General features: G+C 62.8%; 24 protein-coding genes and 1 pseudogene. 13 read left to right on the forward strand and 12 right to left on the reverse strand.

Going from position 1 to position 24,296, the window contains the following annotated elements:
- Nucleotides 1–37 precede the first annotated feature (37 nt).
- Together nuoM and nuoN are read left to right on the forward strand one after the other, a co-directional pair.
- A complete protein-coding gene (nuoM, locus tag IAE36_RS03360) occupies nucleotides 38–1,570 on the forward strand; it encodes an NADH-quinone oxidoreductase subunit M (protein WP_201162943.1) in 1,533 nt (510 codons plus the stop codon).
- A 7-nt stretch (nucleotides 1,571–1,577) separates the two neighbouring features.
- A complete protein-coding gene (nuoN, locus tag IAE36_RS03365) occupies nucleotides 1,578–3,047 on the forward strand; it encodes an NADH-quinone oxidoreductase subunit NuoN (protein ID WP_201162944.1) in 1,470 nt (489 codons plus the stop codon).
- Between the two features lie 95 nt (nucleotides 3,048–3,142).
- On the opposite strand, the gene IAE36_RS03370 is transcribed toward nuoN, so the two are convergent.
- Nucleotides 3,143–3,406, reverse strand: coding sequence for an ogr/Delta-like zinc finger family protein (locus tag IAE36_RS03370; RefSeq protein WP_060481467.1), 264 nt, complete (start codon nucleotides 3,404–3,406; stop codon nucleotides 3,143–3,145).
- A 201-nt stretch (nucleotides 3,407–3,607) separates the two neighbouring features.
- Here IAE36_RS03370 and IAE36_RS03375 point away from each other — a divergent pair, with 201 nt between their 5' ends.
- Nucleotides 3,608–4,000 (forward strand): helix-turn-helix domain-containing protein, encoded by a 393-nt coding sequence (locus IAE36_RS03375; protein WP_028632270.1) that lies wholly within the window; start codon nucleotides 3,608–3,610, stop codon nucleotides 3,998–4,000.
- On the opposite strand, the gene IAE36_RS03380 is transcribed toward IAE36_RS03375, so the two are convergent.
- Genes IAE36_RS03380 through IAE36_RS03390 form a run of 3 tightly spaced genes read right to left on the reverse strand, consistent with a single transcriptional unit; the run spans nucleotide 3,997 to nucleotide 4,987 of the window.
- Nucleotides 3,997–4,359 carry a hypothetical protein gene (locus IAE36_RS03380; protein WP_028632269.1) on the reverse strand — a complete coding sequence of 121 codons (363 nt, stop codon included), beginning with the start codon at nucleotides 4,357–4,359 and terminating at the stop codon, nucleotides 3,997–3,999. The genes IAE36_RS03375 and IAE36_RS03380 overlap by 4 nt on opposite strands.
- Nucleotides 4,352–4,693 (reverse strand): head completion/stabilization protein, encoded by a 342-nt coding sequence (locus IAE36_RS03385; RefSeq protein WP_201210201.1) that lies wholly within the window; start codon nucleotides 4,691–4,693, stop codon nucleotides 4,352–4,354. Before IAE36_RS03385 ends, IAE36_RS03380 begins: the two co-directional genes overlap by 8 nt.
- Before the next feature lie 9 nt (nucleotides 4,694–4,702).
- Nucleotides 4,703–4,987, reverse strand: a complete 285-nt coding sequence (locus tag IAE36_RS03390) for a helix-turn-helix domain-containing protein (RefSeq protein WP_236408545.1) — start codon at nucleotides 4,985–4,987, stop codon at nucleotides 4,703–4,705.
- A gap of 220 nt (nucleotides 4,988–5,207) precedes the next feature.
- Between IAE36_RS03390 and IAE36_RS03395 the strand changes: the two genes are divergently transcribed.
- Complete coding sequence (locus tag IAE36_RS03395) at nucleotides 5,208–7,280, forward strand: TonB-dependent receptor family protein (RefSeq protein ID WP_201210202.1); 2,073 nt, start codon at nucleotides 5,208–5,210, stop codon at nucleotides 7,278–7,280.
- 55 nt (nucleotides 7,281–7,335) lie between these two features.
- Here the strand turns inward: IAE36_RS03395 and IAE36_RS03400 are convergent, their stop codons facing one another.
- On the reverse strand, nucleotides 7,336–7,896 hold the full coding sequence (locus tag IAE36_RS03400) for an NADPH-dependent FMN reductase (protein ID WP_028632266.1): 561 nt from the start codon (nucleotides 7,894–7,896) through the stop codon (nucleotides 7,336–7,338).
- Nucleotides 7,897–8,053: 157 nt separating this feature from the next.
- Between IAE36_RS03400 and IAE36_RS03405 the strand changes: the two genes are divergently transcribed.
- Nucleotides 8,054–8,272: a hypothetical protein gene (locus IAE36_RS03405; protein ID WP_028632265.1), complete on the forward strand. Its 219-nt coding sequence runs from the start codon at nucleotides 8,054–8,056 to the stop codon at nucleotides 8,270–8,272.
- 179 nt (nucleotides 8,273–8,451) lie between these two features.
- Here the strand turns inward: IAE36_RS03405 and dnaQ are convergent, their stop codons facing one another.
- From dnaQ to IAE36_RS03420, 3 genes are all read right to left on the reverse strand, one after another.
- On the reverse strand, nucleotides 8,452–9,156 hold the full coding sequence (dnaQ, locus tag IAE36_RS03410) for a DNA polymerase III subunit epsilon (protein WP_236406218.1): 705 nt from the start codon (nucleotides 9,154–9,156) through the stop codon (nucleotides 8,452–8,454).
- 131 nt (nucleotides 9,157–9,287) lie between these two features.
- Nucleotides 9,288–9,734 (reverse strand): ribonuclease HI, encoded by a 447-nt coding sequence (gene rnhA, locus IAE36_RS03415; protein ID WP_201210205.1) that lies wholly within the window; start codon nucleotides 9,732–9,734, stop codon nucleotides 9,288–9,290.
- Nucleotides 9,735–9,747: 13 nt separating this feature from the next.
- A complete protein-coding gene (locus IAE36_RS03420; RefSeq protein ID WP_060481473.1) occupies nucleotides 9,748–10,521 on the reverse strand; it encodes a methyltransferase domain-containing protein in 774 nt (257 codons plus the stop codon).
- Between the two features lie 85 nt (nucleotides 10,522–10,606).
- Here IAE36_RS03420 and gloB point away from each other — a divergent pair, with 85 nt between their 5' ends.
- From gloB to IAE36_RS03455, 7 genes are all read left to right on the forward strand, one after another.
- Nucleotides 10,607–11,386: a hydroxyacylglutathione hydrolase gene (gene gloB / locus IAE36_RS03425; RefSeq protein ID WP_201162953.1), complete on the forward strand. Its 780-nt coding sequence runs from the start codon at nucleotides 10,607–10,609 to the stop codon at nucleotides 11,384–11,386.
- A 100-nt stretch (nucleotides 11,387–11,486) separates the two neighbouring features.
- Nucleotides 11,487–12,917: a lytic transglycosylase domain-containing protein gene (locus tag IAE36_RS03430; protein ID WP_028632260.1), complete on the forward strand. Its 1,431-nt coding sequence runs from the start codon at nucleotides 11,487–11,489 to the stop codon at nucleotides 12,915–12,917.
- 101 nt (nucleotides 12,918–13,018) lie between these two features.
- Nucleotides 13,019–14,848 (forward strand): extracellular solute-binding protein, encoded by a 1,830-nt coding sequence (locus tag IAE36_RS03435; RefSeq protein WP_201210206.1) that lies wholly within the window; start codon nucleotides 13,019–13,021, stop codon nucleotides 14,846–14,848.
- On the forward strand, nucleotides 14,845–16,680 hold the full coding sequence (locus IAE36_RS03440; protein ID WP_201210207.1) for an extracellular solute-binding protein: 1,836 nt from the start codon (nucleotides 14,845–14,847) through the stop codon (nucleotides 16,678–16,680). The genes IAE36_RS03435 and IAE36_RS03440 overlap by 4 nt, the downstream gene beginning before the upstream one ends.
- Nucleotide 16,681: 1 nt before the next feature.
- Nucleotides 16,682–17,755 carry a microcin C ABC transporter permease YejB gene (locus tag IAE36_RS03445; RefSeq protein ID WP_028632257.1) on the forward strand — a complete coding sequence of 358 codons (1,074 nt, stop codon included), beginning with the start codon at nucleotides 16,682–16,684 and terminating at the stop codon, nucleotides 17,753–17,755.
- Nucleotide 17,756: 1 nt separating this feature from the next.
- On the forward strand, nucleotides 17,757–18,776 hold the full coding sequence (locus IAE36_RS03450; protein WP_201210208.1) for an ABC transporter permease: 1,020 nt from the start codon (nucleotides 17,757–17,759) through the stop codon (nucleotides 18,774–18,776).
- Between the two features lies 1 nt (nucleotide 18,777).
- Entirely contained in the window at nucleotides 18,778–20,385 is a 1,608-nt protein-coding gene (locus IAE36_RS03455) for an ABC transporter ATP-binding protein (protein WP_201210209.1), read from the forward strand.
- Here the strand turns inward: IAE36_RS03455 and IAE36_RS03460 are convergent.
- Nucleotides 20,340–20,795, reverse strand: coding sequence for a hypothetical protein (locus IAE36_RS03460; protein ID WP_042141255.1), 456 nt, complete (start codon nucleotides 20,793–20,795; stop codon nucleotides 20,340–20,342). The genes IAE36_RS03455 and IAE36_RS03460 overlap by 46 nt on opposite strands.
- A gap of 87 nt (nucleotides 20,796–20,882) precedes the next feature.
- On the opposite strand from IAE36_RS03460, the gene IAE36_RS03465 reads away from it, so the two are divergent.
- Nucleotides 20,883–21,263, forward strand: a complete 381-nt coding sequence (locus IAE36_RS03465) for a MerR family transcriptional regulator (protein WP_201210210.1) — start codon at nucleotides 20,883–20,885, stop codon at nucleotides 21,261–21,263.
- Here the strand turns inward: IAE36_RS03465 and IAE36_RS23990 are convergent.
- The 3 genes and pseudogenes from IAE36_RS23990 to IAE36_RS03475 all read right to left on the reverse strand — a co-directional run bounded on the left by IAE36_RS23990 (nucleotide 21,244) and on the right by IAE36_RS03475 (nucleotide 24,175).
- Nucleotides 21,244–21,693 (reverse strand): methyl-accepting chemotaxis protein, encoded by a 450-nt coding sequence (locus tag IAE36_RS23990; RefSeq protein ID WP_236408551.1) that lies wholly within the window; start codon nucleotides 21,691–21,693, stop codon nucleotides 21,244–21,246. The two genes, IAE36_RS03465 and IAE36_RS23990, sit on opposite strands and share 20 nt — an antisense overlap.
- 87 nt (nucleotides 21,694–21,780) lie before the next feature.
- A pseudogene (locus tag IAE36_RS23995) lies at nucleotides 21,781–22,356 on the reverse strand (PAS domain-containing protein); the annotation flags it as partial.
- 34 nt (nucleotides 22,357–22,390) lie between these two features.
- Nucleotides 22,391–24,175, reverse strand: coding sequence for a sensor domain-containing diguanylate cyclase (locus IAE36_RS03475; RefSeq protein ID WP_201210212.1), 1,785 nt, complete (start codon nucleotides 24,173–24,175; stop codon nucleotides 22,391–22,393).
- Nucleotides 24,176–24,296: the final 121 nt, after the last annotated feature.

The following is a 24,296-nucleotide window of genomic DNA, read 5'->3' on the forward strand; positions in this document are numbered from 1 at the left end:
CGAACCTTGCGACCCTGCAAAAGGAAATGAACCCGTCATGATTTTGCCTTGGCTGATCCTGATCCCCTTCATCGGCGGCTTCCTGTGCTGGCTGGCTGAGCGCTTCGGCGCCACCCTGCCACGCTGGATCGCGCTGCTGACCATGTCCCTGCTGCTCGGCATCGGCCTGTGGCTGTGGGCTAACGGCGACTACACCCTGGCCCCCGCTCCGGGCGCCGAGCCTGCCTGGGCCCTTGAATACAAGGTCCAGTGGATCCAGCGCTTCGGCATCAGCATCCACCTGGCGCTGGACGGCCTGTCGCTGCTGATGATCCTGCTGACCGGCCTGCTCGGCGTGCTGTCGGTGCTGTGCTCCTGGAAAGAAATCCAGCGCCATGTCGGCTTCTTCCACCTGAACCTGATGTGGATTCTGGGTGGTGTGGTCGGCGTGTTCCTGGCCCTGGACCTGTTCCTGTTCTTCTTCTTCTGGGAAATGATGCTGGTGCCGATGTATTTCCTCATCGCGCTCTGGGGTCATAGCTCGGCAGACGGCAAGAAAACCCGCATCTACGCCGCCACCAAGTTCTTCATCTTCACCCAGGCCAGCGGCCTGATCATGTTGGTGGCGATCCTGGGCCTGGTGCTGGTCAACTACAGCAATACGGGTGTGCTTACCTTCAACTACAGCGACCTGTTGAAGGCTGACCTGCCGGCCGGTACCGAGTACCTGCTGATGCTCGGCTTCTTCATTGCCTTCGCGGTGAAGCTGCCGGTGGTGCCCTTCCACTCCTGGCTGCCGGATGCCCACGCCCAGGCGCCCACCGCGGGCTCCGTGGACCTGGCCGGTATCCTGCTGAAAACCGCCGCCTACGGATTGCTGCGTTTCGCCCTGCCGCTGTTCCCCAACGCCTCGGCCGAGTTTGCGCCCATCGCCATGACCCTGGGCCTGATCGGGATCTTCTACGGTGCCTTCCTGGCCTTCGCCCAGACGGACATCAAGCGCCTGATCGCCTTCTCCAGCGTTTCGCACATGGGCTTCGTGCTGATCGGGATCTACTCGGGCAGCCAGCAGGCCCTGCAGGGTGCCGTCATCCAGATGCTGGCCCACGGTGTTTCGGCTGCCGCGCTGTTCATTCTGTCGGGCCAGCTGTACGAACGCCTGCATACCCGTGACATGCGCCAAATGGGGGGCCTGTGGCACCGCATCGCCTACCTGCCGGCCATCAGCCTGTTCTTCGCCGCAGCCTCCCTGGGCCTGCCGGGCACCGGTAACTTCGTGGGCGAGTTCCTGATCCTGCTGGGTAGCTTCGTGCATGTACCGTGGATCACGGTCATCGCCACCACTGGCCTGGTGTTCGGCTCGGTCTACTCGCTGATCATGATCCACCGTGCCTACTTCGGCCCGAGCAAGGCCGACACCGTGCTGGCCGGCATGGACGCTCGCGAACTGATCATGGTCCTGGGCCTGGCAGTGCTGCTGATCCTGCTGGGCGTGTATCCGCAGCCGTTCCTCGACACCTCTGCCGCCACCATGAGTGGCGTGCAGCAGTGGCTCGGTTCCGCTTTCACTCAACTCGCTTCGGCCCGGTAAGAGCGCTATGGAATTCACCACTCAACACTTCATCGCATTGGCGCCGATGCTGATCACCACCCTCACCACAGTGGTGGTGATGCTGGCGATCGCCTGGAAGCGCAACCACTCGCAAACCTTCCTGCTGTCCACCGTGGGCCTGAACCTGGCCCTGCTGTCGATCCTGCCGGCGCTGAAGGTAGCCCCCCTGGCGGTTACCTCGCTGGTGACCATCGACAAGTTCGCCTGCCTGTACATGGCGATCATCCTGGTGGCAACGCTGGCGTGCGTCACCCTCGCCCACGCCTACCTTGGCGATGGCGCCAAAGGCTTCCCGGGCAACCGCGAAGAGCTGTACCTGCTGCTGCTGATGTCGGCACTGGGTGGCCTGGTGCTGGTCAGCGCCAACCACCTGGCCGGCCTGTTCATCGGCCTGGAACTGTTGTCGGTGCCGGTGTACGGCCTGGTGGCCTATGCCTTCTTCAACAAGCGGTCACTGGAAGCCGGCATCAAGTACATGGTGTTGTCGGCGGCAGGCTCGGCCTTCCTGCTGTTCGGCATGGCGTTGCTGTACGCCGACGCCGGCAGCCTCACCTTCGACCAGCTGGGCAAGGCCCTGGCCGCCACCAGCATGCCAAGCCTGCTGGCCCAGCTGGGCCTGGGCATGATGCTGGTCGGCCTGGCCTTCAAGCTGTCGCTGGTACCGTTCCACTTGTGGACCCCGGACGTGTATGAGGGCGCTCCTGCCCCGGTTGCCGCGTTCCTGGCCACGGCCAGCAAGGTGGCGGTATTCGCCGTGGTGGTACGCCTGTTCATGCTGTCGCCTGCTGCAAGCAGCGGTGTCTTGAGCACGGTGCTGGCCGTGATCGCGGTGGCATCGATTCTGGTCGGCAACCTGCTGGCGCTGACCCAGAGCAACCTCAAGCGCCTGCTGGGTTACTCGTCCATCGCCCACTTCGGCTACCTGCTGATCGCCCTGGTTGCCAGCAAGGGCCTGGCCATGGAAGCCATGGGCGTTTACCTGGTGACCTACGTGATCACCAGCCTGGGTGCCTTTGGCGTTATCACCCTGATGTCGTCGCCCTACGCTGGGCGTGATGCGGATGCGCTGTACGAGTACCGTGGCCTGTTCTGGCGCCGCCCGTACCTGACCGCCGTACTGACCGTGATGATGCTGTCGCTGGCGGGCATTCCGCTTACCGCAGGCTTCATCGGCAAGTTCTACATCATCGCCACAGGCGTCGAGTCGCAACTGTGGTGGCTGGTGGGTGCGCTGGTGGTGGGTAGCGCCATTGGTGTGTACTACTACCTGCGCGTCATGGTGACCCTCTACCTGGTAGAGCCGAACCTGCGCCGTCACGATGCCCCGTTGAAGTGGGAGCAGCGCACCGGTGGCGTCATGCTGCTGGCCATCGCCGTGCTTGCGTTCGTGCTCGGCGTGTATCCGCAGCCGTTGTTGGACCTTGTTCAACAAGCCAGCCTGCAACTGATCGGCTGATCGGTCCGGCAACACGAAAACACCCCGCTTGTGCGGGGTGTTTTTGTATCTGCGCCATCAAGGTGGTGCGCCATCCATGGCCACATCGTTGCGCCTCACTCACCGTGGCAGCTCAGCGCTGTATCCGGTAACGCCGCCTTGCGCAAGTCGCCCTTGGCTGGCGGCAGGTAGACGCCGGGGTTTGGCATGCCGCTAGGGGACAACTCGTGGGTCATCTCGAACTCAGCGCGCACTGACCAGCCGCACGCCTCGGTGGTGCATTGCAAATAAGCAATTCGCAAGAAAATATGACGGCCCTCGCTGGTACGTATGCGCATGCGGCTATGGCAATGCGGGCAGACCAGTTTGTAAGTACTCACGAGAAGTACCTGCTAGCATTGTCCATGCCCCTGCGATGCAGGCATGATCCGAACGCCACGTAGGTTTTGGCTGAATGCAGGGCTGGGTGGCTCATCTTCAAGTTCCTCATGCGGGAATCCTCCTAAAAAAACACAGGGCTGTATTCATAACGAGTAGTTTAAGCCCATGGAATATCATTAAACCAGTGATGGATATTTGTTATGAGTACTCATGTACTTGCTGCAGTGATGGACCGCCTCAAGCAGCTGACCGGTGCCCAAACTGACGCGGAGCTTTCACGGGCGTTGTCGATCAGCCCGCAGACATTGAGCAGCTGGAAAGTACGCAACAGTATCCCGTACTCCCTTTGCATAAAAATGGCTACGCACTATGCGTGCTCTCTGGACTGGTTACTGCTGGGCAGAGACCAGGCCGGCTTTAGCCCTCAAGACGACGCTGCGTGGGAGTCGGATTTGCTGGGGCGATTGCGCAGCCTGTCCCCTACTGACCGGCAAGCCATCTTGCTGGTGATCAAGGACAAACAACGGATACAGATGCTGGAACAGCGGCTGACCGAACTGGGCATGCACCCTGGCAGCAGTGGCATCCCTTAACCCCGCCGCCGCCAGCGCTGAATCAGCTCGCGCGGGTCCAGTGAATCCAGCCAGACCATGACCTTCAGGCTGATGGGTATGACCACAACAGCCGCGACGAAGGCCGACATGCCAGGGGTCAGCAAAGGCGCCACGGATGAAACCAAGGGTTCGAACAGGTGCCCTACCCCCACCGTCACGAACACCAGCAGCATTTTCTTGCCCAATGTAAGCCGCTTGGCCGTGTTGGTGATGAGCCGATCCCGGGCTGCGCTGACCAGCAAAGCGCCCAGCAAGGCGGCGAACAACACATTGGCCTCCCCGCTCAACAGCTGTATCACCGCCTGGGATAAGCCCCCTGCATCGAGTCGTTCAGCCATGGCGAACACCCCGGCGTGATGAGCGTATGTAGGGCACACCCAGGTAATGCATGATTGCCGCGTCCACGAAGCACAGGTAACACACCCGCAGCGCACGCCCATGGTCATGCCCGCACACATCATCCAGGCGTTTGTAGCCCAGGCTGCGCAACACGGCCCGCCAGTTGGCAAACTCGCGGGCGGCCTCGATCACAGCGCAACGAGCGGCCACCTCGATTGCTGCATCACCGGTGCTTCGCTGCAACCTAAGGCGCTTGCGGAGCTTATTGAGCTCAATGCGTGGCCAGAACGGGTCGTGGCAGTCGGCAACCCGTGCAGTGTCTTGATGATTCATGACCGTACCTCACGCTTCGGCCAACAGGCCGTAGCGAATGGCCTTGATCACTGCCCCTACCCGGGTAGGCACGTCGAATTTGCGCAGAATGTTGGACACGTGGAAATTCACCGTCGACTCCTTGCACCCCAGTATCTGCCCGATTTCCCACGAACTCTTGCCATAGGCGCACCACAGCAGTACCTGCTGTTCGCGGGGTGTCAGGCGTGCCGGGGCGCTTGTGGGTTCGCCGGTGGGCGCGCTTGTAGGGGTTGATGCGACGGATTGTTGCGGACCTCTTGCATCGTTAACCATGTTCGAACTCCAGGGTGGTTTGCGACCGGCGGTGCTGCCGACCTGTCGCCACCTTACGAAGCAAGTGCGTGCCCGCTCTAGCGACGGGCTTTGTAAAGAAACTTCTTACACTTGCGCCCTACCAAGAGTGCGAGAGATTTACTGGCTTTCGACGTGCTCCGAGCGCCATATCGCTCGTCTCAACGCAGTTGTTCACCCGCTTTCTACCTGGAGCCCTACGATGCGTCGCGTTTTGTCCCTACCCCCCTGCGTGGGCCTGCTGGGTGCGTTCATGGCTGCCCAGCCCGCGCAGGCAGCTGCACCGGTCGAACTGGGCCAGGTGTTGATCACCGAGGAGGAGCAGGACGACCTGAGCGCCGCAGGTGAACGCTTGCGGGCCATACCGGGCGCCAGCAACCTGGTGGACATGCACGGCGTCGGGCAGGGCCGCGTGGCCAGCAACCAGGACGTACTGGCCTACCAGCCGGGGGTATTCGCCCAGTCGGCAGGCAACGATGGGATCAAGCTGTCGATCCGTGGTTCGGGCATCAACCGGGCGCCAGGTGCTCACGGCTCGGGCGTGTACACGATGTTTGATGGCCTGCCCTTGACTGGCCCAGGCGGCACCCCCTATGAGCTGTTCGAACCCTTGTGGTTGAGCCGCGCCGAAGTGCTGCGAGGCGCCAATGGCTTCGACCAGGGTGCCTTGGCCCTTGGCGGCGCGATCAACTATGTCACCCACACGGGCCGCGACGCCGCGCCGTTACAGGTGCGCTACGAAGTGGGCAGCCGCGGCTACCAGCATCGGCATGTCAGCTCGGGCCAGGTGCTGGGTGACCTCGATTACTACGTAGCCCTGACTGACGTTGAGTACAACGGCTACCAGCGGCACAGCAGTGGCAGTGCCAAAGGGGTTGCCGCCAACGTTGGCTACCGCTTCAACCCGAACCTGGAAACGCGGTTCTACCTGCGTTACCGGGAAACCGAAAACGAACTGGCCGGCCGCCTGACCAAAGACCAGATCAAGCACCACCCGCGGGCAGCCAACCCGGGCTACCTGGCACGCGATGACAGCCGCCCGCAACCGGGCAGCACCTGGGTGGGCAACAAAACCACCTTCTACCTCAATGACGACGCCAGCCTTGAGGCTGGCCTGGTGTACCACGACTACCCCATGGACCTTCGCGAAGGGCCCATGCGCCTGAAGGTCGCCTACACCGATGTCAGCGGCACGCTCAGCTACAAGCGCCGCGACACGGTGTTCGGGCGCGAAAGCAAGACCACAGTCGGGTGGCGCACCACCAAGCACCTGCCCAACAGCGGCGCATCGCAGTTTGCACGCAATGGCGATGTGTTCGGCAACCGCACGCGGGACTTTACTTATCAAGGGTCCGATACCGTGCTGCACCTGGGCAACGACCTGGAACTAGTACCCAACGTATGGCTGACCACCGGGCTTGCCGCCATCTATACCCGCCGCGAGAGTGACGTAACCTACCCCGCCCAAGGCGGCAAGGTGTCTATGCACGATTGGGACTACGCGCCACGCGTGGGCCTGCGCTACGACATACGCCCCGACCTGCAGGTGTACGGCAACCTCAGCCGGTCGGTAGAGCCGCCGCACCCGTGGTCATTGATCTGGAGTTCGCCAAGCGTCGGCGGCAAGCAGATCCAGCCGATCAAGATGCAGAACCAGACCGCGACCACCCTGGAGCTGGGTGCCCGTGGCGACTCCGCACTCGGCCGCTGGGACCTCGCCTGGTATTACTCGCGGGTACGTCATGAGCTGCTGGCAGTTGAAGTGGTGCCCAATTTCACGTCCGAATTCAACGCCAGCGCCACGGTACACCAAGGTGTGGAAGCCGGCCTGCAGAGCACGTTGTGGGAAAGGCCAGGCACCGGCAAGCTCAGCGCACGCCAGGCCTACACGTTCAGTGATTTCCACTACCGCGACGACGACCGCTTCGGCGACAACCGCCTGCCCGGCATCCCCATGCACTACTACCAGGCCGAGCTTCGCTACGACTGGCCGAGCGGGTTCTATGCCGGCGTGAACACCCAGCTGGCGTCGAAAGTGCAGGTGGACTACGCCAACAGCAACTATGCCGATGCCTACGCGATCATGGGGGCGCGGCTGGGCTGGGACTCGCCAAAGCAGGACTGGCAGGCCTGGCTGGACCTGCGCAACCTGGCCAACAAACGCTACGCCGCCACGGTGACCCCGGCGTACGACGATGCAGGCAGGGACCACCCCCGCTCGACGCCCGGCGAAGGTTTTGGGGTGTATGCAGGGGTTTCTTACAGCTTCCGCTAACAGGCCTTTACACCCGGGAGCGCCGCCATGCGGCCCTCCTGGGCGTCAACAGCTATCAAACAGCGCGGTTAAGCTTCACCCAAGAGGCGAACTTGTCGATGAACGCCTGCAAGAATGGCCGGGTCTTGTCATTGAGCTTGCCTGATTCGTCGAACAGGTTGGCCGCGCCGCCGATGTAGGCCTCTGGCATCTGCATGCAGGGCATGTCGAGGAACACCAACGCCTGGCGCACGGCGTGGTTGGCGCCAAAGCCGCCGATGGCACCCGGCGATACACTGACGACCGCCGTGGGTTTACCCGCCCAGGCGCTTTGCCCATAGGGCCGGGAGCCGACGTCGATGGCGTTTTTCAGGCAGCCCGGTATCGAGCGGTTGTATTCCGGGGTGACGAACAGCACTGCATCGCTGTGGCGGATGTCATCGCGGAAACGGGTCCAGGCCTGGGGTGCAGCTTCAGCCTCGACATCTTCGTTGTACATAGGCAGGTCGCCGATTTCGACGATTTTCAAGGCCAGGCTTGAGGGGGCCAGTTCCGACAAGGCGCGGGCGACCTTACGGTTGTAGGACTCCTTGCGCAAGCTACCGACAACGACAGCAACCGAATACACCTGGGTCATGGCGATCTCCATACTTCACGGGTTCAAGGGACGATGTAGTTATAGATGACCCTTTTCAGGCGCTTTGGTTTTTTTTCGGGCGCACGAAAACTTCCCTGACCGTTCCACGGTCTATTACTCCATACATTTCTTACGCAATTCAGAGGGTTCCACCCAAATGGCAGCAGTAATGGTCGGCCAATTCCATGCCCGTGACGCCGAAGGCCGCATCTACCCCGTGCACGAGTTTCAGGAATCGACCCTGCAACTGGACGGCAGCACGACGGGCGCCCCTATCACCACCTATCGCCTTGCCATCGGCGACCGGGTCAACCACTTGGGTGAGAACCGCTTCGAGCTGGTACGTACGGGTATCGAGATCATCCGTATTCCGTAAGGCGGGCGATGTGCAGGGGCTGCCTTACCCCTGTCCCTGTGGGAGCGGGTTTACCCGCGAAGCAGGCAGCGCGGGGCATGGTACCGGCTTCGCCGGTGTTCGCGGGTAAACCCGCTCCCACCGTGATGACGCCAACTTTGAGATCTTGTGGAAGACAGTTGCCCCCACAGGCCCCCTCACTACCCGGCTGTCGCCTCATTCAAGGCCTGCCACATCGATGGGCCACCCGCCGACTTGGCGATGGCCGCCAGGCGTTCGGCATGGGCCTCCAGTTCATCGGCGCTAGCCATCACCACCCGCCCTGGTGCGCGACCGGTGATGCGGCGGATTTCACTGCCGCCACTACCCTGCCCGTCTCCATCAGCGTCAGTACCATGCCCCGCCAGCGACAGGCTGGTCTGGCCCCCGGTCATCGCCAGGTAAACGTCGGCCAGCAGTTCGGAGTCGAGCAACGCGCCGTGCAACTCACGGCCGGAGTTGTCGATGTCGTAGCGTTTGCACAGGGCATCCAGGCTGTTGCGCTGCCCCGGGTGGCGCGCCCGCGCCAGCAACAGGGTGTCGAGAATGGCGCAGTGCTGCGAGATGTCCGCCCGGTCCTGCTGGCCCAGCAAGGCATACTCGTTATTGATGAACCCGACGTCGAACGCCGCGTTATGGATGACCAGCGTGGCGCCGCGGATGAAGTCGAAGAACTCTTCGGCCACATCGCCAAACCGGGGCTTGCCGATCAGGAAGGCATCGGTGATGCCGTGAACGTTGATCGCCCCCTCGTCGCTCTCGCGATCCGGCTGCAGGTACACATGAAAATGCCGCCCCGTCAGCCGCCGGCCAATCACCTCGACACAGCCGATTTCGATGATGCGGTGCCCCTCGCTCACCGGCATGCCCGTGGTTTCGGTATCGAGGATGACGAACCGTTTGTCTTGCTGCTCCACGTGGCGTGCTCCAAGTTGCATCAGTTACAGGGGCGCGCAGTATACCAGCAAGCGCCAGGCACCACGCGCCAGCCTGTCGATCAGCGCCCGGCGCGGACCTCGTCGACGCCGCGGTTGGCCAACTGATCGGCGCGTTCGTTGCCGGGGTGGCCGATGTGGCCACGCACCCATTTCCAGGTCACGCGGTGGCGGTTGACCTGTTCGTCCAGCTGCTGCCACAGGTCGGCGTTTTTAACCGGTTCCTTGGCGGCGGTTTTCCAGCCGCGCTTCTTCCAGTTCACCATCCACTCGTTGATGCCTTTCATCACGTATTGCGAGTCGGTGGTCAGCACCACGTCGCACTCACGCTTGAGGGCCATCAGCCCCTGGATGGCGGCCATGAGCTCCATGCGGTTGTTGGTGGTTTCACGCTCGCCGCCCCACAGCTCCTTCTCCACGCCCTTGAATATCATCAGGACGCCCCAGCCGCCCGGGCCAGGGTTGCCCTTGCAGGCACCATCAATATACATCTCGACGCTTTCGCTCATGCACCACTCATGTTCAGTTCTGTTCGGTATCGGTACTGGCCGCAGCGCGGTTCACCTTGGCCAGCGGCAACGGCAGCAGCTTGCCCATCGGCTCGCGCCTTTCGGGTCGCAATGGGCGCAGGCCAACCACCATCTTGCGCGCCACTAAGAGGTAGACACCGCCGCCTGCACTTTGCCAGCCACCAGCGATGCGCTCCCAACCTTGCAGGCGTTGCTGCCAGGCGGGTGAAGCGAGCGGCGGACGATAGCACCCGAAGCGGCGTTTCTCCAGCGCGAAGCCCAGCAGGTTCAGCCAGTCTCCTACCCTGGATGCCGGGATGCAGCGGGCCTTGCGCAAGGCCCCCTGGCTGAAGCAATGGCGGATGCCCCAACTGCTCCACGGGTTGATGCCGATGATCAACAGGTGCCCACCTGGGCGCACGGCGCTGGCAGCCTCGCGCAGCAGGCCGTGGGGTGAAAGGCTGAAATCCAGGCCATGCTGCAGCACCACCACGTCGGCGGCGTGTTCGCTCAATGGCCAGGCCTGCTCTTCGCAGACGATTTCAACCCCCGGCAAAGGCGCGCCCAGGCGCACATTGCGTTGCACCTTGGGCGCACTAGGTGGCGCTTCGGCGCACGGGCCATAGTGCACGAGATAGCCACCAAAGAAGCGCCCCAGTTCCTCTTCGAGCAGCTTCTGTTCCTCCTGGAGCATCAACCGGCCCACCGGGCCGTTGAACCACTCACGGGCCAGGCTGGTCAGCGTGACCCACTCCGGGTCGGCCTGGGCAAAGGCTTGGTCGGTCATTGTGCTCTCCCTCGAAGGTTCTCGCGCCGCGCCATCGCGGCTAAGATGCCTTCATATGCCAAGCTAGGCGAATCGGATCCGCACCATGATACAGATCGATGCTCTCCCCGCTTTCTCCGATAACTACATCTGGTTGTTACAGGATAATGCCAAACGCCAGTGCGCGGTGGTCGACCCGGGCGATGCCGGCCCAGTGCAGCGCTGGCTGGCCGCGCACCCCGGGTGGACGCTGACGGACATCCTGATCACCCACCACCACAATGACCATGTGGGCGGGGTTGAACAGCTCAAGCGGCAGACCGGCGCACGGATCTACGGGCCGGCCAGCGAAGCGATCCCGTGCCGCGACGTGGCCCTGGGCGAGGGTGACCAGGTCACCGTGCTGGGCCAGACCTACCAGGTACTGGCCGTACCCGGCCATACCCTGGGGCATATCGCATTCTTCAGCGACCAACCCACACCCGCGGTGCTGTTCAGTGGCGACACGCTGTTCGCGGCCGGTTGCGGGCGCATGTTCGAGGGCACACCCGAGCAGATGCAGCCTGCCCTGGCACGCCTGGCGGCGCTGCCGGAGCACACCCAGGTGTACTGCGCCCACGAATACACCCTGAGCAACCTGCGCTTCGCCAAGGCGGTGGAACCTGGCAACGCGGACATCCAGCAACGCTTCGAAGACGTCAGCCGCCTGCGTGCAGAGGATCGCATCACGTTGCCCTCCACCATCGGCCTGGAACGGCGCACAAATCCATTTTTGCGCACCTCTGAAACATTAGTTAAACAAAAAGCAGACGAATGGAAGGGACATTCCAACACCACGCATGTCGCTGTTTTTGCTGCCTTGAGGTCTTGGAAAGACCAGTTCTGATAACCCCAAGATATATCGCAAGTGGTGGGGAAAGGTTGACCCGGTAGGGTGCGGTTCCTAGAATCGCCGAAATTTTTCGCCCGGATACCCGTACCCGCCGATGTCTTCCCGTAGCCGCAGAACCTCTCATTCCGTCGCGCTGACGCGCCTGGCCCAGGTCAGTGCGCTGGCCCTGGCCGCCACCCTGGTGGGTTGCCAGAGCACCCGTCAGCTCGAAGAATCCGACAGCGTTCGCGCGCACAATTACCAGGCGCGAATCAAGCCAAAGCCCGCGCCGCTGCTGGCCAAGCCTGTGGAGCAGGCACCGCGCGACGTCTGGGAGCGCATGCGCCAGGGCTTCGTACTGCAGGACTACATCGACGTCAACCCACGTATCGACCAGCAGCGCCTCTGGTTCGCCAGCAACCCCACCTTTATCGAGAGCGCGGGCGAGCGCGGCAGCCTGTACCTGCACTACATCGTCGAACGCCTGGAAGAACGCGGCATGCCGCTGGAGCTGGCGCTGCTGCCAGCCATCGAAAGCGCCTACAACCCGATGGCCTACTCCCGCGCCAGTGCTGCCGGCATGTGGCAGTTCATGCCGGCCACCGGCCGCCATTTCAACCTGCGCCAGACCAACTTCTATGACGGGCGCCGCGACGTCACCGCCTCGACCAACGCGGCGCTGGACTACCTCACCCGCCTGCACGACATGTTCAACGGGGACTGGCTGCTGGCCCTGGCGGCCTACAACGCAGGCGAAGGCACCGTGAGCCGGGCCATGGAGCGCAACGAAAAGCTCGGCCTGCCCACCGACTACTGGAACCTGCCACTGCCTCAGGAAACCCGCGACTACGTGCCCAAGCTGCTGGCCCTGTCACAGGTGGTGTCCACCCCTGAAGCCTACGGCGTCAACCTCACACCGATCGCCAACGAGCCCTATTTCGAGGCGGTAGCCATCAATGACCGCCTCGACCTAACCCGCGTAGCGGCGTTCGCCAACATCGACGAAGACGAGCTGATTCAGCTCAACCCGGCATTCAAGAAGCGCATGACCGTCGACGGCCCCAAGCAACTGCTGGTGCCTACCGCCAAGGCGCAGTTGCTCACCGCCAGCCTTTCCAACCTCAAACCCGAGCAACTGGTGACCCTGCAGCCGCCGCAGGCAGCCTTCGCCCGGGCCGTGGCAGAGGCCAAGGCACCTGCCGCAGCCCGCAGCTACCGGGTCAAGCGCGGGGACAACCTGGGTGCGATTGCCCAGGCCAACCGTGTATCGGTGCAGGACATCAAGCGCTGGAACCGCCTGAGTGGCAACAACCTGCGCGCCGGCCAGGTGCTGGCCCTGCGCGGCGGCAATGCGCCGAGTGCAGCAGCCAACCGGGTCGCCAGCGCTGCCCAGCGTTCTACCCAGTACAAGGTGCGTAAAGGCGACTCCCTGTACCTGGTGGCCAAGCGTTTCAATGTGGAGATGACCCACCTCAAGCGCTGGAACCCACGCAGCGGCCATGCCCTGAAACCCGGCCAGACCCTGACCGTCTACCTCGGCCACTGAAAGTGTGCAGCTTCGGGCATGCAGCCTGAAGCTTTTTCCTACACTGGCAAGCTGTTACTGTACCCCGATCAAAGCCCAATGCCTCTGGATCGGATGCCGACTTGATACGTCCCCTCCTGCTTACGCTCAGCCTGGCCTTGAGCTTTCCCACAGTCGCGATGGTGAGCGAAAGCCACGGATACGCGCAGTTCGGCACGCTCAAATACCCAGCCACCTTTACCCACTTCGACTGGGTCAACCCGCAAGCACCCAAGGGTGGCACCTTGCGGGCCATGGCCTTCGGCACGTTTGACACCCTCAACCCCTATACCTTCAAGGGGTCGAGCCCGGTCACCACGCCCAACTTCCAACAGTACGGCGTCAGCGAGCTGAACGAAACGCTGATGGTAGGCACCGGCCAGTACGACCCCTCCGGCGACGAGCCCACGTCCAGCTATGGACTGATCGCCCGTTCGGTCGAATACAGCGAAGACCGCAGTTGGGTGGTGTTCAACCTGCGCCCCGAAGCCCGCTGGCACGATGGCAAGCCGATTACCTCGGCAGATGTTGCCTTCAGCTACCGCACGCTGCTCAAGGAAGGCCACCCCCTTTACCGCACCAACCTGCAGGAAGTGCAGCGGGTGGACATCCTTGGGCCGTTGCGCATCCGTTTCGTGTTCAAGCGGGCGGGCAACCCGCTGTTGATCCTGCGCCTTGGGGAAATGCCGGTGCTGCCCAAGCACTATTGGCAGAACCGCGATTTCAAGGCCACCACCTTCGAGCCACCGCTGGGCAGTGGCCCCTACCGCATCACCGAGGTCCAGCCGGGCCGCCGGCTGGTGTTCGAGCGCGTGAAGAACTACTGGGGCAAGGACCTGGCGGTGAACCGCGGCAAGTACAACTTCGACCGCGTCGAATACGAGTTCTACCGCGATGCAACGGTGGCCTTCGAGGCGTTCAAGGCGGGTGAGTTCGACATCTATATCGAGCACCAGGCCAAGAACTGGGCGAACGGCTACAACTTCCCCGCCGTGCGCCGGGGCGAGGTGATAAAGGCGCAGATCCCCCACCGCATCCCCACGCAAACCCAGGGCCTGTTCATGAACAGCCGCCGCGCCACCTTCAGCGACCCGCGGGTGCGTGAGGCGCTGGGGCTGATGCTGGACTTCGAGTGGACCAACCGCGCGCTGTTCAGCAGCGCTTACCGCCGCTCTACCAGCTACTACCCCAACAGCGAATTCACCGCCGAGGGCCTGCCAAGCGGCAAGGAGTGGCTGCTGCTGGCGCCGTTTCGCGATCAACTGCCGGCCAAGCTGTTCACCGAACCCTACCAGGTGAGCCACACGGATGGCCGTGGCATTGGCCGCCAGACCCTGCGCAAAGCCCTGGGCCTGCTGGGTGAAGCCGGCTGGAAGCTGAACGGGCAGCGCCTGGTCGACGCCAAGGGCCAGCAGCTGCGCATGGAGGTGCTGCTGGTAAACCCCAACCTTGAACGCATCCTGCAACCTTATGTCGAAAATCTGTCCAGCATAGGTATCGACGCACACTTGCGCACCGTGGACCGCGCCCAGTACAAACAGCGGCTGGACCAGTTTGATTTCGACATGATCCTGATGACCCTCAACCAGACCCTCAGCCCCGGCCTTGAACAGTGGCTGTACTTCCACTCCAGCCAGGCGGCAACCAAGGGCAGCAAGAATTACGCAGGCGTCAAGGACCCTGTGGTGGACCACCTGCTCGACACGCTGCTGGCCGCACGCACCCGCGATGACCAGGTTGCCGCTGCCCGTGCACTGGACCGGGTGCTTTCGTGGCAGTACTACATGATCCCCAACTGGTACCTGGACAACCATCGCCTGGCCTACCGCAACCGCTTCGCCTTCATCACCACGCCGCCCTACACCCTTGGGCTGAACAGCTGGTGGATCAAGACTTCGGAGAAAGCCCAATGACGCCAACCCACCGACTGCGCCGGTTGGCAGGCAGCCTTCTGCTGGCCTGCCTGAGCCTTCCCGCCCTGGCGGCCCCCCAGCATGCACTGACCTTGTATGACGAGCCGCCCAAGTACCCCGCCGACTTCAAGCACTTCGACTACGTGAACCCGGACGCCCCCAAGGGCGGCACCTTCCGCCAGTCCAGCTTCGGTGGCTTCGACAGCCTCAACCCGTTCATCAACAAAGGCGTGTCGGCCGAGAACATCAGCGTCATCTACGACACGTTGATGCGCCAGAGCCTGGACGAGCCGTTTACCGAATACGGGCTGGTGGCCGGCAAGATCGAAAAAGCGCCGGACAACAGCTGGGTGCGCTTCTACCTGCGCCCCGAAGCGCGCTTCCATGACGGTACGCCGATGCGTGCCGAAGACGTGGTGTTCAGCTTCAATGCGCTGGTAAAGGACGGCGCGCCACTGTACCGGCAGTACTACGCCGACGTCGAAGACGTAATCGCCGAAGACCCGCTCAAGGTGCTGTTCAAGTTCAAGCACAAGGGCAACCGCGAGCTGCCGCTGATCCTCGGCCAGTTACCGGTGTTGCCCAAGCACTGGTACGCCACCCGCGACTTCAAGCGTGGCAACCTGGAAGTGCCCCTGGGCAGCGGCCCGTACAAGGTCGCCGAGGTCAAGGCCGGGCGTTCGGTGCGCTATGAGCGGGTAAAGGACTACTGGGCCAAGGACCTGCCGATCAACCGCGGCCTCTACAACTTCGATGCAATGACCTACGACTCCTACCGCGACACCACGGTCGCCCTGGAGGCGCTGAAGGCAGGTGCATTCGACTACGCGCTGGAAGTAAGCGCCAAGAACTGGGCCACCGCCTACAACGTGCCTGCCGTACGCGATGGCCGGCTGATCAAGGAAGAACTGCCCAACGGCAACCCTACCGGCATGCAGGGCTTCATCTTCAATATCCGTCGCCCGGTGTTCCAGGACGTGCGTGTACGCCAGGCACTGAGCCTGTTGCTGGACTACGAATGGACCAACAAGCAGCTGTTCAATGGCGCCTATACGCGCACGGGCAGTTACTTCGAGAACTCGGACATGGCAGCTCGCGGGCTGCCCAGCCCCAGCGAGCTGAGCATCCTCGAGCCATTGCGCGGCAAAGTGCCAGACCCTGTGTTCAACCAGGCTTTCCACAACCCGGTCAGCGACGGCAGCGGCATGATTCGCGACCAGCAGCGCCAGGCCTACAAACTGCTGCAGGAAGCCGGCTGGAAGATCGTCGACGACAAGATGGTCGACGCCCAGGGCAAGCCCGTGAGCATCGAGTTTTTGCTGGCGCAAACCGAGTTCGAACGGGTTCTGCTGCCCTTCAAGCGCAACCTGGCTGACCTGGGCATCGAGCTGAACATCCGCCGCGTCGACGTTTCCCAGTACATAACCCGCCTGCGTTCGCGGGACTTCGACATGATCGTGGGCAGTTACCCGCAGTCCAACTCGCCCGGCAACGAACAGCGCGAGTTCTGGTCCAGCAATGCCGCCGACAACCCCGGCAGCCGCAACTTCATCGGCCTGCGCGACCCGGCCATCGACCAACTGGTGGAAGCGCTGATCAACGCCGATTCGCGCCAGAGCCTGATCGACCATTGCCGCGCCCTGGACCGGGTGTTGCTGTGGGGCTACTACGTAATCCCCAACTGGCACATCAAAACCTGGCGTGTGGCCTACTGGAACCACATAGGCCACCCCAAGGTTTCGCCCAAATATGACATCGGCATCGACACCTGGTGGATCAAGCCCGACGTTACCCCGGCCGTAAGCGCCGCCCCCGCGAACGAGGCCAACTGAGATGCTGGCCTACATCCTGCGGCGCCTGCTGCTGATCATCCCGACCCTGTTCGGCATCCTGGTCATCAACTTCATCATTGTCCAGGCTGCCCCTGGCGGCCCGGTGGAGCAGATGATCGCCAAGCTGGAGGGCTTTGAAGGCGCCACCAGCCGCATTGCCGGCGGCGGCGCCGAAGTGTCCGTGGCCGGCTCCAACTACCGGGGCGCCCAGGGCCTGGACCCGGCGTTGATCGCCGAAATCGAGCACATGTACGGTTTCGACAAATCACCGCCCGAGCGCCTGTGGATCATGATCAAGAACTACGCCCGGCTGGACTTCGGCGACAGCTTCTTCCGCGATGCCAAGGTGATCGACCTGATCATCGAGAAAATGCCGGTGTCGATCTCGCTGGGGTTGTGGAGCACCTTGATCATGTACCTGATCTCGATCCCCCTGGGCATCGCCAAGGCTGTGCGCCACGGCAGCCATTTCGATGTATGGACCAGCTCGGCGATCATCGTCGGCTACGCCATCCCGGCGTTCCTGTTCGCCATCCTGCTGATCGTGCTGTTTGCCGGTGGCAGCTACTTCGACTGGTTCCCACTGCGCGGCCTCACCTCGAACAACTTCGACGAGCTGAGCACCACCGGCAAGGTGCTCGACTACTTCTGGCACCTGGTACTGCCCATCACCGCGCTGGTCATCGGCAACTTCGCCACCATGACCCTGCTCACCAAGAACAGCTTCCTGGACGAGATCAACAAGCAGTACGTGGTCACCGCCAAGGCCAAGGGCCTGAGCAGGCCGCGGGTGCTGTACGGGCATGTGTTCCGTAATGCCATGCTGCTGGTGATCGCCGGTTTCCCGTCGGCGTTCATTGGCATCTTCTTCACCGGTTCCCTGCTGATCGAAGTGATTTTCAGCCTCGACGGCCTGGGGCTGATGAGTTTCGAGGCGGCCATCAACCGCGACTACCCGGTGGTCTTCGGCACCCTGTTCATCTTCACCCTGCTGGGGCTGGTGGTGAAACTGATCGGCGACCTGACCTACACCCTGGTCGATCCGCGCATCGACTTTGCCAGCCGGGAGCACTGACATGGCCTTGTCCCCTCTCAACCGCCGGCGCTTCGAGCGCTTCAAGGCCAACCGCCGTGGCTGGTGGTCGCTGTGGTTGTTCCTGATTCTGTTCGGCCTGAGCCTGGGCGCCGAGCTGATCGCCAACGACAAACCCATCGCCGTGCGCTACGACGGTGAGTGGTACTTCCCGGCGTTCAAGCGCTACCCGGAGACCACCTTCGGCGGTGAATTCCCGCTGGAAGCCAACTACAAGAGCCCGTACATACGCGAGCTGCTGGCGAAGAAGGACAGCTTCGTGCTGTGGGCACCGATCCCGTTCAGCTACCAAAGCATCAACTACGACCTGCGCGTGCCGGCCCCCGCGCCGCCTTCGGCGGACAACTGGCTAGGCACCGATGACCAGGGCCGCGATGTGCTGGCCAGGGTCATCTACGGTTTCCGCATTTCCGTGCTGTTCGCCCTCACCCTCACCGTGCTCAGTTCCATCGTGGGGGTGATCGCCGGGGCCTTGCAGGGCTTCTACGGTGGCTGGGTAGACCTGGCCGGGCAGCGCTTTCTGGAGATCTGGTCCGGCCTGCCTGTGCTGTACCTGCTGATCATCCTGGCCAGTTTCGTGCAACCCAACTTCTGGTGGCTGCTGGGCATCATGTTGTTGTTTTCGTGGATGAGCCTGGTGGATGTGGTGCGCGCCGAGTTCCTGCGCGGGCGCAACTTGGAATACGTGCGCGCCGCCCGGGCATTGGGCATGCGCAATGGCGCCATCATGTACCGGCACATTCTGCCTAACGCCATGATTTCGACCATGACCTTCATGCCCTTCATCCTCACCGGTGCCATCGGCACGCTGACCGCCCTGGACTTCCTCGGCTTCGGCCTGCCGCCAGGGGCGCCGTCGCTGGGCGAGCTGGTGGCCCAGGGCAAGTCCAACCTCCAGGCGCCCTGGCTGGGCATCAGCGCTTTCGCCGTGCTGGCCCTGATGCTGAGCCTGCTGGTGTTCATCGGCGAATCCGCCCGCGATGCCTTCGACCCGAGGAAGTGACATGAGTGAACAGAACCTGATCGAAGTGCGCGACCTGGCCGTGGAGTTCGTGACCGGCGAGCACGTCAACCGTGTGGTCGATGGCATCAGCTTCGATATCCGCAAGGGTGAAACCCTGGCGCTGGTGGGCGAGAGCGGGTCGGGCAAGTCCGTCACCGCGCACTCCATTCTGCGCTTGCTGCCCTACCCCCTGGCACGTCACCCGGCGGGTAGCATCCGCTACGAAGGCAAGGACCTGCTTCAGCAAAACGAAAAGAGCCTGCAGCGCATCCGCGGCGACCGCATTGCGATGATTTTCCAGGAGCCAATGACCTCGCTGAACCCTTTGCACAGCATCGAAAAGCAAATCAACGAGATCCTGCTGCTGCACAAGGGGCTGACCGGCAAGCAGGCCACTGCACGCACCCTGGAACTGCTGGACATGGTGGGCATACCGGAGCCACACAAGCGCCTCAAGGCCCTGCCCCATGAGCTGTCCGGCGGCCAGCGCCAACGGGTGATGATCGCCATGGCACTGGCCAACGAGCCCGAACTGCTGATTGCCGACGAACCCACCACGGCGCTGGACGTGACCGTGCAGTTGAAGATTCTCGACCTGCTCAAGGCGCTGCAGGCACGCCTGGGCATGGCGCTGCTGCTGATCAGCCATGACCTCAACCTGGTGCGGCGCGTCGCCCATCGGGTGTGCGTAATGCAGCGCGGCAAGATCGTCGAGCAGGCCGAGTGCGCGACGCTGTTCAGCGCACCGCAACACCCCTACACGCAGATGCTGATCAACGCCGAGCCCAGCGGGCTGCCGGCCCACAACCCGCAGGGTGCACCGCTGCTCGAGGTGGATGACCTGAAGGTCTGGTTCCCGATCAAGAAAGGCCTGCTGCGCCGCACCGTCGACCATGTAAAGGCCGTGGATGGGGTGAATTTCAGCCTGCCCCAGGGCCAGACACTGGGCATCGTCGGTGAGTCCGGCTCGGGCAAGTCCACATTGGGGCTGGCCATTTTGCGCCTGATAGCCAGCCGCGGCGCCATCCGTTTCAACGGGCAGGACCTGCAAGGGCTGAATCAGCAAGCGGTGCGCCCGCTGCGCCGGGAGATGCAGGTGGTGTTCCAGGACCCGTTCGGCAGCCTGAGCCCGCGCATGAGCGTGGCGGACATCGTTGGTGAGGGCCTACGCATTCACCGTATCGGCACCGCCGCAGAACAGGAAGCGGCGATCATCGCGGCGCTGGAAGAGGTCGGGCTCGACCCGCAAACCCGTCATCGCTACCCGCATGAGTTCTCTGGTGGCCAACGTCAGCGCGTCGCCATCGCCCGGGCCCTGGTGCTCAAACCTGCCCTGATCCTGCTGGACGAACCCACCTCCGCGCTGGACCGCACCGTCCAACGCCAGGTGGTCGAGTTGCTGCGCAACCTGCAGCACAAGTACAACCTCACCTACCTGTTCATCAGCCACGACCTGGCCGTGGTCAAGGCGCTGAGCCACCAGTTGATGGTGATCAAGCATGGGCATGTGGTGGAGCAAGGCGATGCCCAGGCGATCTTCCAGGCCCCGCAGCATGCCTACACTCAGCAACTGCTGGAGGCGGCATTTCTGCAGGCTGAAGTGTCATGACAGGCAGCAGCTGGCGCCTTAGCCACAGGCGCCAGCTGCGCAATCGCCCACAGCACTTCCAGCACCAGAATGCCCCACAGCAACGCGGAGGCCCCGTTGGCCAGCGCATACAGCTGCCAGGCAGAAAACAGCACCCGGCCTGCGGCGTCGTAGCGGCCGAACAACACCTGCGGGTGACGGATCCGCAGCCACGCCCACACACACACGATCGAGCCCATCAGGTTGGCCATCATCACGTGCATGGGTTCGAACACGGGTATTTCCCCTGCAAGGCCGAGGGTGCCGTGTAGCGTGCTGAGCCAGCCATGCAGCCAGGCAAAGGTCCAGGGGGTGGCGAAGCCTACAGTGATCAGCAAGTCGTAGAGGCCGCTGGCTCGCACCAGCTGGCGATACTGGGTGTTGCTCCACATGTTCGATGCCTTCTGCAATTCAATGAAGGCAGCAGGCTAAAGCCTGGAGTATGCTCCAGGGTCAAGCCCATGTTCAGGAAAAACACAGTGCGTATTGGTCAACTGGCCCAGGCCTGCGGCGTCAGCCGTGACACCCTGCGCTTTTACGAGGAACGTGGGCTGATCCGCTCGCACCGGTTGGCCAATGGCTACCGCGACTACGATCAGGAAACCGCCCAACTGGTCGCGTTCATTCGCACTGCGCAGCAGTTGGGGTTCAGCCTGAACGAGATCGGCAGCAACGTGCAGACGCTCTGGGCCGCCCCAGACCCGGACCGCGTAGTGGAGGCGCTGCTACGGGACAAACTGGCCTTGGTGGAACAGCGCCTGGCAGACCTGCAAGCCCTGCGTGCTGCCTTGCAGCAACGCCTGACCCTGGCCTGCCCGCTGCGCCCGGAGTTACCCGCCGCTAGCGCAGGTCCTCGCTGACCCGCTCCACCGCCGCCACCACCCGTTTGGCGCCTTCCTGTATACCCGTGATGACATGGCCGGCATGCCCGGCCAGTTGCAGCCCATTGGCGGCTTCGGTGCGGCTGCTTTGCACTTCGCCAACGGCCTGGCTGACCAGGGCCTGGTTGCGCGCCACCACAGCATCGATTTCGGCCGTGGCAGTACTGGTGCGGCCGGCCAGCTTGCGCACTTCGTCGGCCACCACCGCAAAGCCACGCCCCTGTTCACCCGCCCGGGCAGCCTCGATGGCGGCATTCAAGGCCAGCAGGTTGGTCTGCGAGGCGATGGCACCGATGGTCTGCACGATCGCGCTGATGACCGTGGACTGTTCACCCAGCGCACTGATGGTATCGCCAGCCGATTGCAACTGACGGGCCACACCCTGCATCGACTGCCCCACCTCGTGCATCACCAACACACCCTCGCTGGCGCCGCCGTCGGTACGCCGCGACACTTCCAGGGCCACCTGCGCGGCCTGGCGCACCGCCTCCTCGCGCTGCACCTGGTCGGTGACCACCGAGGCGAATTTCACCACCCTCACCAATTTGCCACTGGCGTCGCTGACAGGGTTGTAGCTGGCTTCCAGCCACACTTCATGGCCCTGTTTATCGAGGCGTTTGAAGCGGCCGGTCACATAACGGCCGGCATTGAGGGTGCGCCAGAAAGTGGTGTAGCCGTCCCCGGACACTTCCTCGGCGCTGCAGAACATGCGGTGGTGCTGGCCGACCACTTCTTCCAGCCGATACCCCAGGGCGTTGAGGAAGTTGGCGTTGGCCGAGAGCACCTTGCCGGTCAGGTCGAACTGGATGACTGCGCTGGAGCGTAACAGGGCATCTACCAGCGCCTGGCTCTCCTGGGCAGGTTCGGCCAGCCACTGGGCCAGCGGTTGCCCCACTACTTCGCCAGCCTCTACCGCCAGCGCCGCAGCAAAGGCCGGGCTGCAGGCGGCGACGCGGCGCTGGTCGTCCAGGCGCAGGAAAGCGCCGCTTTCCAGTTGTTGAAGGCGCTGACGGAGTTCAGCGAGTTCGGCATCACGCGCGGCTAGCGTTGCTTTTAGTTGGCGATTGAACATGAATGTCACCTGCGGGTGGAGTGCGCCATTGTCATTAGCCGGCGACCTGATCGATCTGCCGGGTGTTGCAGAACCATTGCACGAAATCGGCGACCGGCATGGGCCGGGCGATATGGAACCCCTGGGCCTCGGCGCATCCCCAGGCCGACACCTGGGCGAGCTGTTGCGCCGTTTCAACCCCTTCTGCCAGTACCCGGTATTTCAGGTGGCTGGCAAGGTCGATCACCGACCGCACCAGCAATGCCTCTCTGCAGCCTGGCAGCGCGTGGTGCACCAGCGACCTGTCGAGCTTGACGATGCTGGCCGGTATCCGCGCCAGGTAAACCCAGTTGCAGTAGCCGGTGCCAAAGTCGTCAATGGCAATGTCGATGCCGGCTTGCTGGGCGCGTTGCAACTGCAACTGCAACGCCTCGGGCTGCTCGATCAGCACACTTTCGGTGAATTCCAGTTGAACCCGCCTGGCGGAGATGGCTGCGCCCTGCAATGTGCCCAACAGCGCATCCATGAAGGTCGGGCTCTCTAGGTCACGGGCCGTGACGTTCAGGCTGATGCTGAAATCCATCCCCCGGGTATTGTCCAGAATGCCCACCACAGCGCGCATCACCCAAAGGCTGAGGCTGGCCATGAGCGCAGTCTTCTCTGCCAAGGGAATGAATTCTGCCGGGGATACATTACCCAACTGGGGGTGGTGCCAGCGTAGCAGCGCCTCTGCCGACCGGCATTGGCCAGAAGGCAGTTCAATGCGCGGTTGCAGGTGCAGGCTGAGCTCACCTTCATTGAGCAAGGCGTGCCCCAGGGATGCCAGCAGCAGCAACGCACGGCGCTGGGCGGCATCGACCTCCGGCACATACCAGGCATAGCGCCTCACATTGCGCCGCGCCGAGTCCGCTGCAGCCACCGCCCTGCGTAACCATTCCAGGCTGTTGCGTTCGTCGGCCGGGGGGGTGATTGGCGCAATGCCGATGCCGGCATCCAGCAACACCGGCACCTGGTGGCACTGGGCAGGCGCCTGCAGTGCAGCCACGATGCGCTGGCACAAGGGCTGAACGCTGCCAACGTCTTCCAGCAAGACCGCAAAGCGCGTAGGGCTTATCTTGTACAGGCATAGCCCACCGTCCAACTGCGTAGCAATGCGTGCCATGGCCTGCAGGGTCAGGTCGTGGGCGAAGTTGTAGCCCAACCCGCGGATGATGTCGTTGAGCGCCTCGGGGGGCATGATGTCTACCGCCAACAGGGTCAACGCCTGCCAACGGCCCAGCGCCGCGCTCACGTCGTATTCGAGCTTGAGGCGGTTGAACAGGCCAGTGTCCTGGTCCGTGAATACATTCCGGCGCAAGCCAGAGATGATCTGCATGGCGGTTTCGGCGAAGGCCACCAGCATGGCTTTTTGCGCGTCGTCCAGCGGTGGACGCGTGGTGGTGTCGATGATGCAGAAACTGCCAATCGCAATCCGCTGCCCGACCATCAGCGGCGCACCGCAGTAGTAGCGTACGCCGGGTTCGCCGGTGACCAGCGGGTTGCGCGCGAAGCGAATATCGGCAGTGGCGTCCAGCACTTCCATGGGCTGGACCTGCAAAATGGTGTGAGCACAGAACGAAATGTCCCGGGGCATTGTCTGTGCATCCAGCCCGGCCCGTGCCGCAAACCACTGCTGGCACTCACCGACGATCGAAACCACGCAGGTGGGCACCCCGAAGTAGCGGCGCGCCAGGTCGACCAGCGCCTTCAACTCGGTACTGGGCTCATGGTGCAACACGCACCACTCGGCAACCTCTGCCAGGCGGTCCTGTTCGTTGATCGGAACGGGTGCAACCATCATCTCGTTTCACCAGTCCTACAGGGCAGTGGATCATCAGAAGGGGAATAATGGCGCTACGCTACACCAAATACTTGTACAAACCTAACTACTTGTACAAGTTTTTTGAAGGATGTTGCCGAGT

This window comes from Pseudomonas sp. S36 (assembly GCF_016647875.1).
GTDB classification, from domain to species: Bacteria; Pseudomonadota; Gammaproteobacteria; order Pseudomonadales; family Pseudomonadaceae; genus Aquipseudomonas; species Aquipseudomonas parafulva.

Bases quoted from the DNA above. Each gene is read 5' to 3' on its own strand.
- nuoM (WP_201162943.1), top strand. From the start codon at position 38: ATGATTTTGCCTTGGCTGATCCTGATCCCCTTCATCGGCGGCTTCCTG.
- nuoN (WP_201162944.1), top strand. From the start codon at position 1,578: ATGGAATTCACCACTCAACACTTCATCGCATTGGCGCCGATGCTGATC.
- IAE36_RS03375 (WP_028632270.1), top strand. From the start codon at position 3,608: ATGAGTACTCATGTACTTGCTGCAGTGATGGACCGCCTCAAGCAGCTG.
- IAE36_RS03380 (WP_028632269.1), bottom strand. From the start codon at position 4,359: ATGGCTGAACGACTCGATGCAGGGGGCTTATCCCAGGCGGTGATACAG.
- IAE36_RS03385 (WP_201210201.1), bottom strand. From the start codon at position 4,693: ATGAATCATCAAGACACTGCACGGGTTGCCGACTGCCACGACCCGTTC.
- IAE36_RS03390 (WP_236408545.1), bottom strand. From the start codon at position 4,987: ATGGTTAACGATGCAAGAGGTCCGCAACAATCCGTCGCATCAACCCCT.
- IAE36_RS03395 (WP_201210202.1), top strand. From the start codon at position 5,208: ATGCGTCGCGTTTTGTCCCTACCCCCCTGCGTGGGCCTGCTGGGTGCG.
- IAE36_RS03400 (WP_028632266.1), bottom strand. From the start codon at position 7,896: ATGACCCAGGTGTATTCGGTTGCTGTCGTTGTCGGTAGCTTGCGCAAG.
- IAE36_RS03405 (WP_028632265.1), top strand. From the start codon at position 8,054: ATGGCAGCAGTAATGGTCGGCCAATTCCATGCCCGTGACGCCGAAGGC.
- dnaQ (WP_236406218.1), bottom strand. From the start codon at position 9,156: ATGCCGGTGAGCGAGGGGCACCGCATCATCGAAATCGGCTGTGTCGAG.
- rnhA (WP_201210205.1), bottom strand. From the start codon at position 9,734: ATGAGCGAAAGCGTCGAGATGTATATTGATGGTGCCTGCAAGGGCAAC.
- IAE36_RS03420 (WP_060481473.1), bottom strand. From the start codon at position 10,521: ATGACCGACCAAGCCTTTGCCCAGGCCGACCCGGAGTGGGTCACGCTG.
- gloB (WP_201162953.1), top strand. From the start codon at position 10,607: ATGATACAGATCGATGCTCTCCCCGCTTTCTCCGATAACTACATCTGG.
- IAE36_RS03430 (WP_028632260.1), top strand. From the start codon at position 11,487: ATGTCTTCCCGTAGCCGCAGAACCTCTCATTCCGTCGCGCTGACGCGC.
- IAE36_RS03440 (WP_201210207.1), top strand. From the start codon at position 14,845: ATGACGCCAACCCACCGACTGCGCCGGTTGGCAGGCAGCCTTCTGCTG.
- IAE36_RS03445 (WP_028632257.1), top strand. From the start codon at position 16,682: ATGCTGGCCTACATCCTGCGGCGCCTGCTGCTGATCATCCCGACCCTG.
- IAE36_RS03450 (WP_201210208.1), top strand. From the start codon at position 17,757: ATGGCCTTGTCCCCTCTCAACCGCCGGCGCTTCGAGCGCTTCAAGGCC.
- IAE36_RS03455 (WP_201210209.1), top strand. From the start codon at position 18,778: ATGAGTGAACAGAACCTGATCGAAGTGCGCGACCTGGCCGTGGAGTTC.
- IAE36_RS03460 (WP_042141255.1), bottom strand. From the start codon at position 20,795: ATGTGGAGCAACACCCAGTATCGCCAGCTGGTGCGAGCCAGCGGCCTC.
- IAE36_RS23990 (WP_236408551.1), bottom strand. From the start codon at position 21,693: ATGCACGAGGTGGGGCAGTCGATGCAGGGTGTGGCCCGTCAGTTGCAA.
- IAE36_RS03475 (WP_201210212.1), bottom strand. From the start codon at position 24,175: ATGATGGTTGCACCCGTTCCGATCAACGAACAGGACCGCCTGGCAGAG.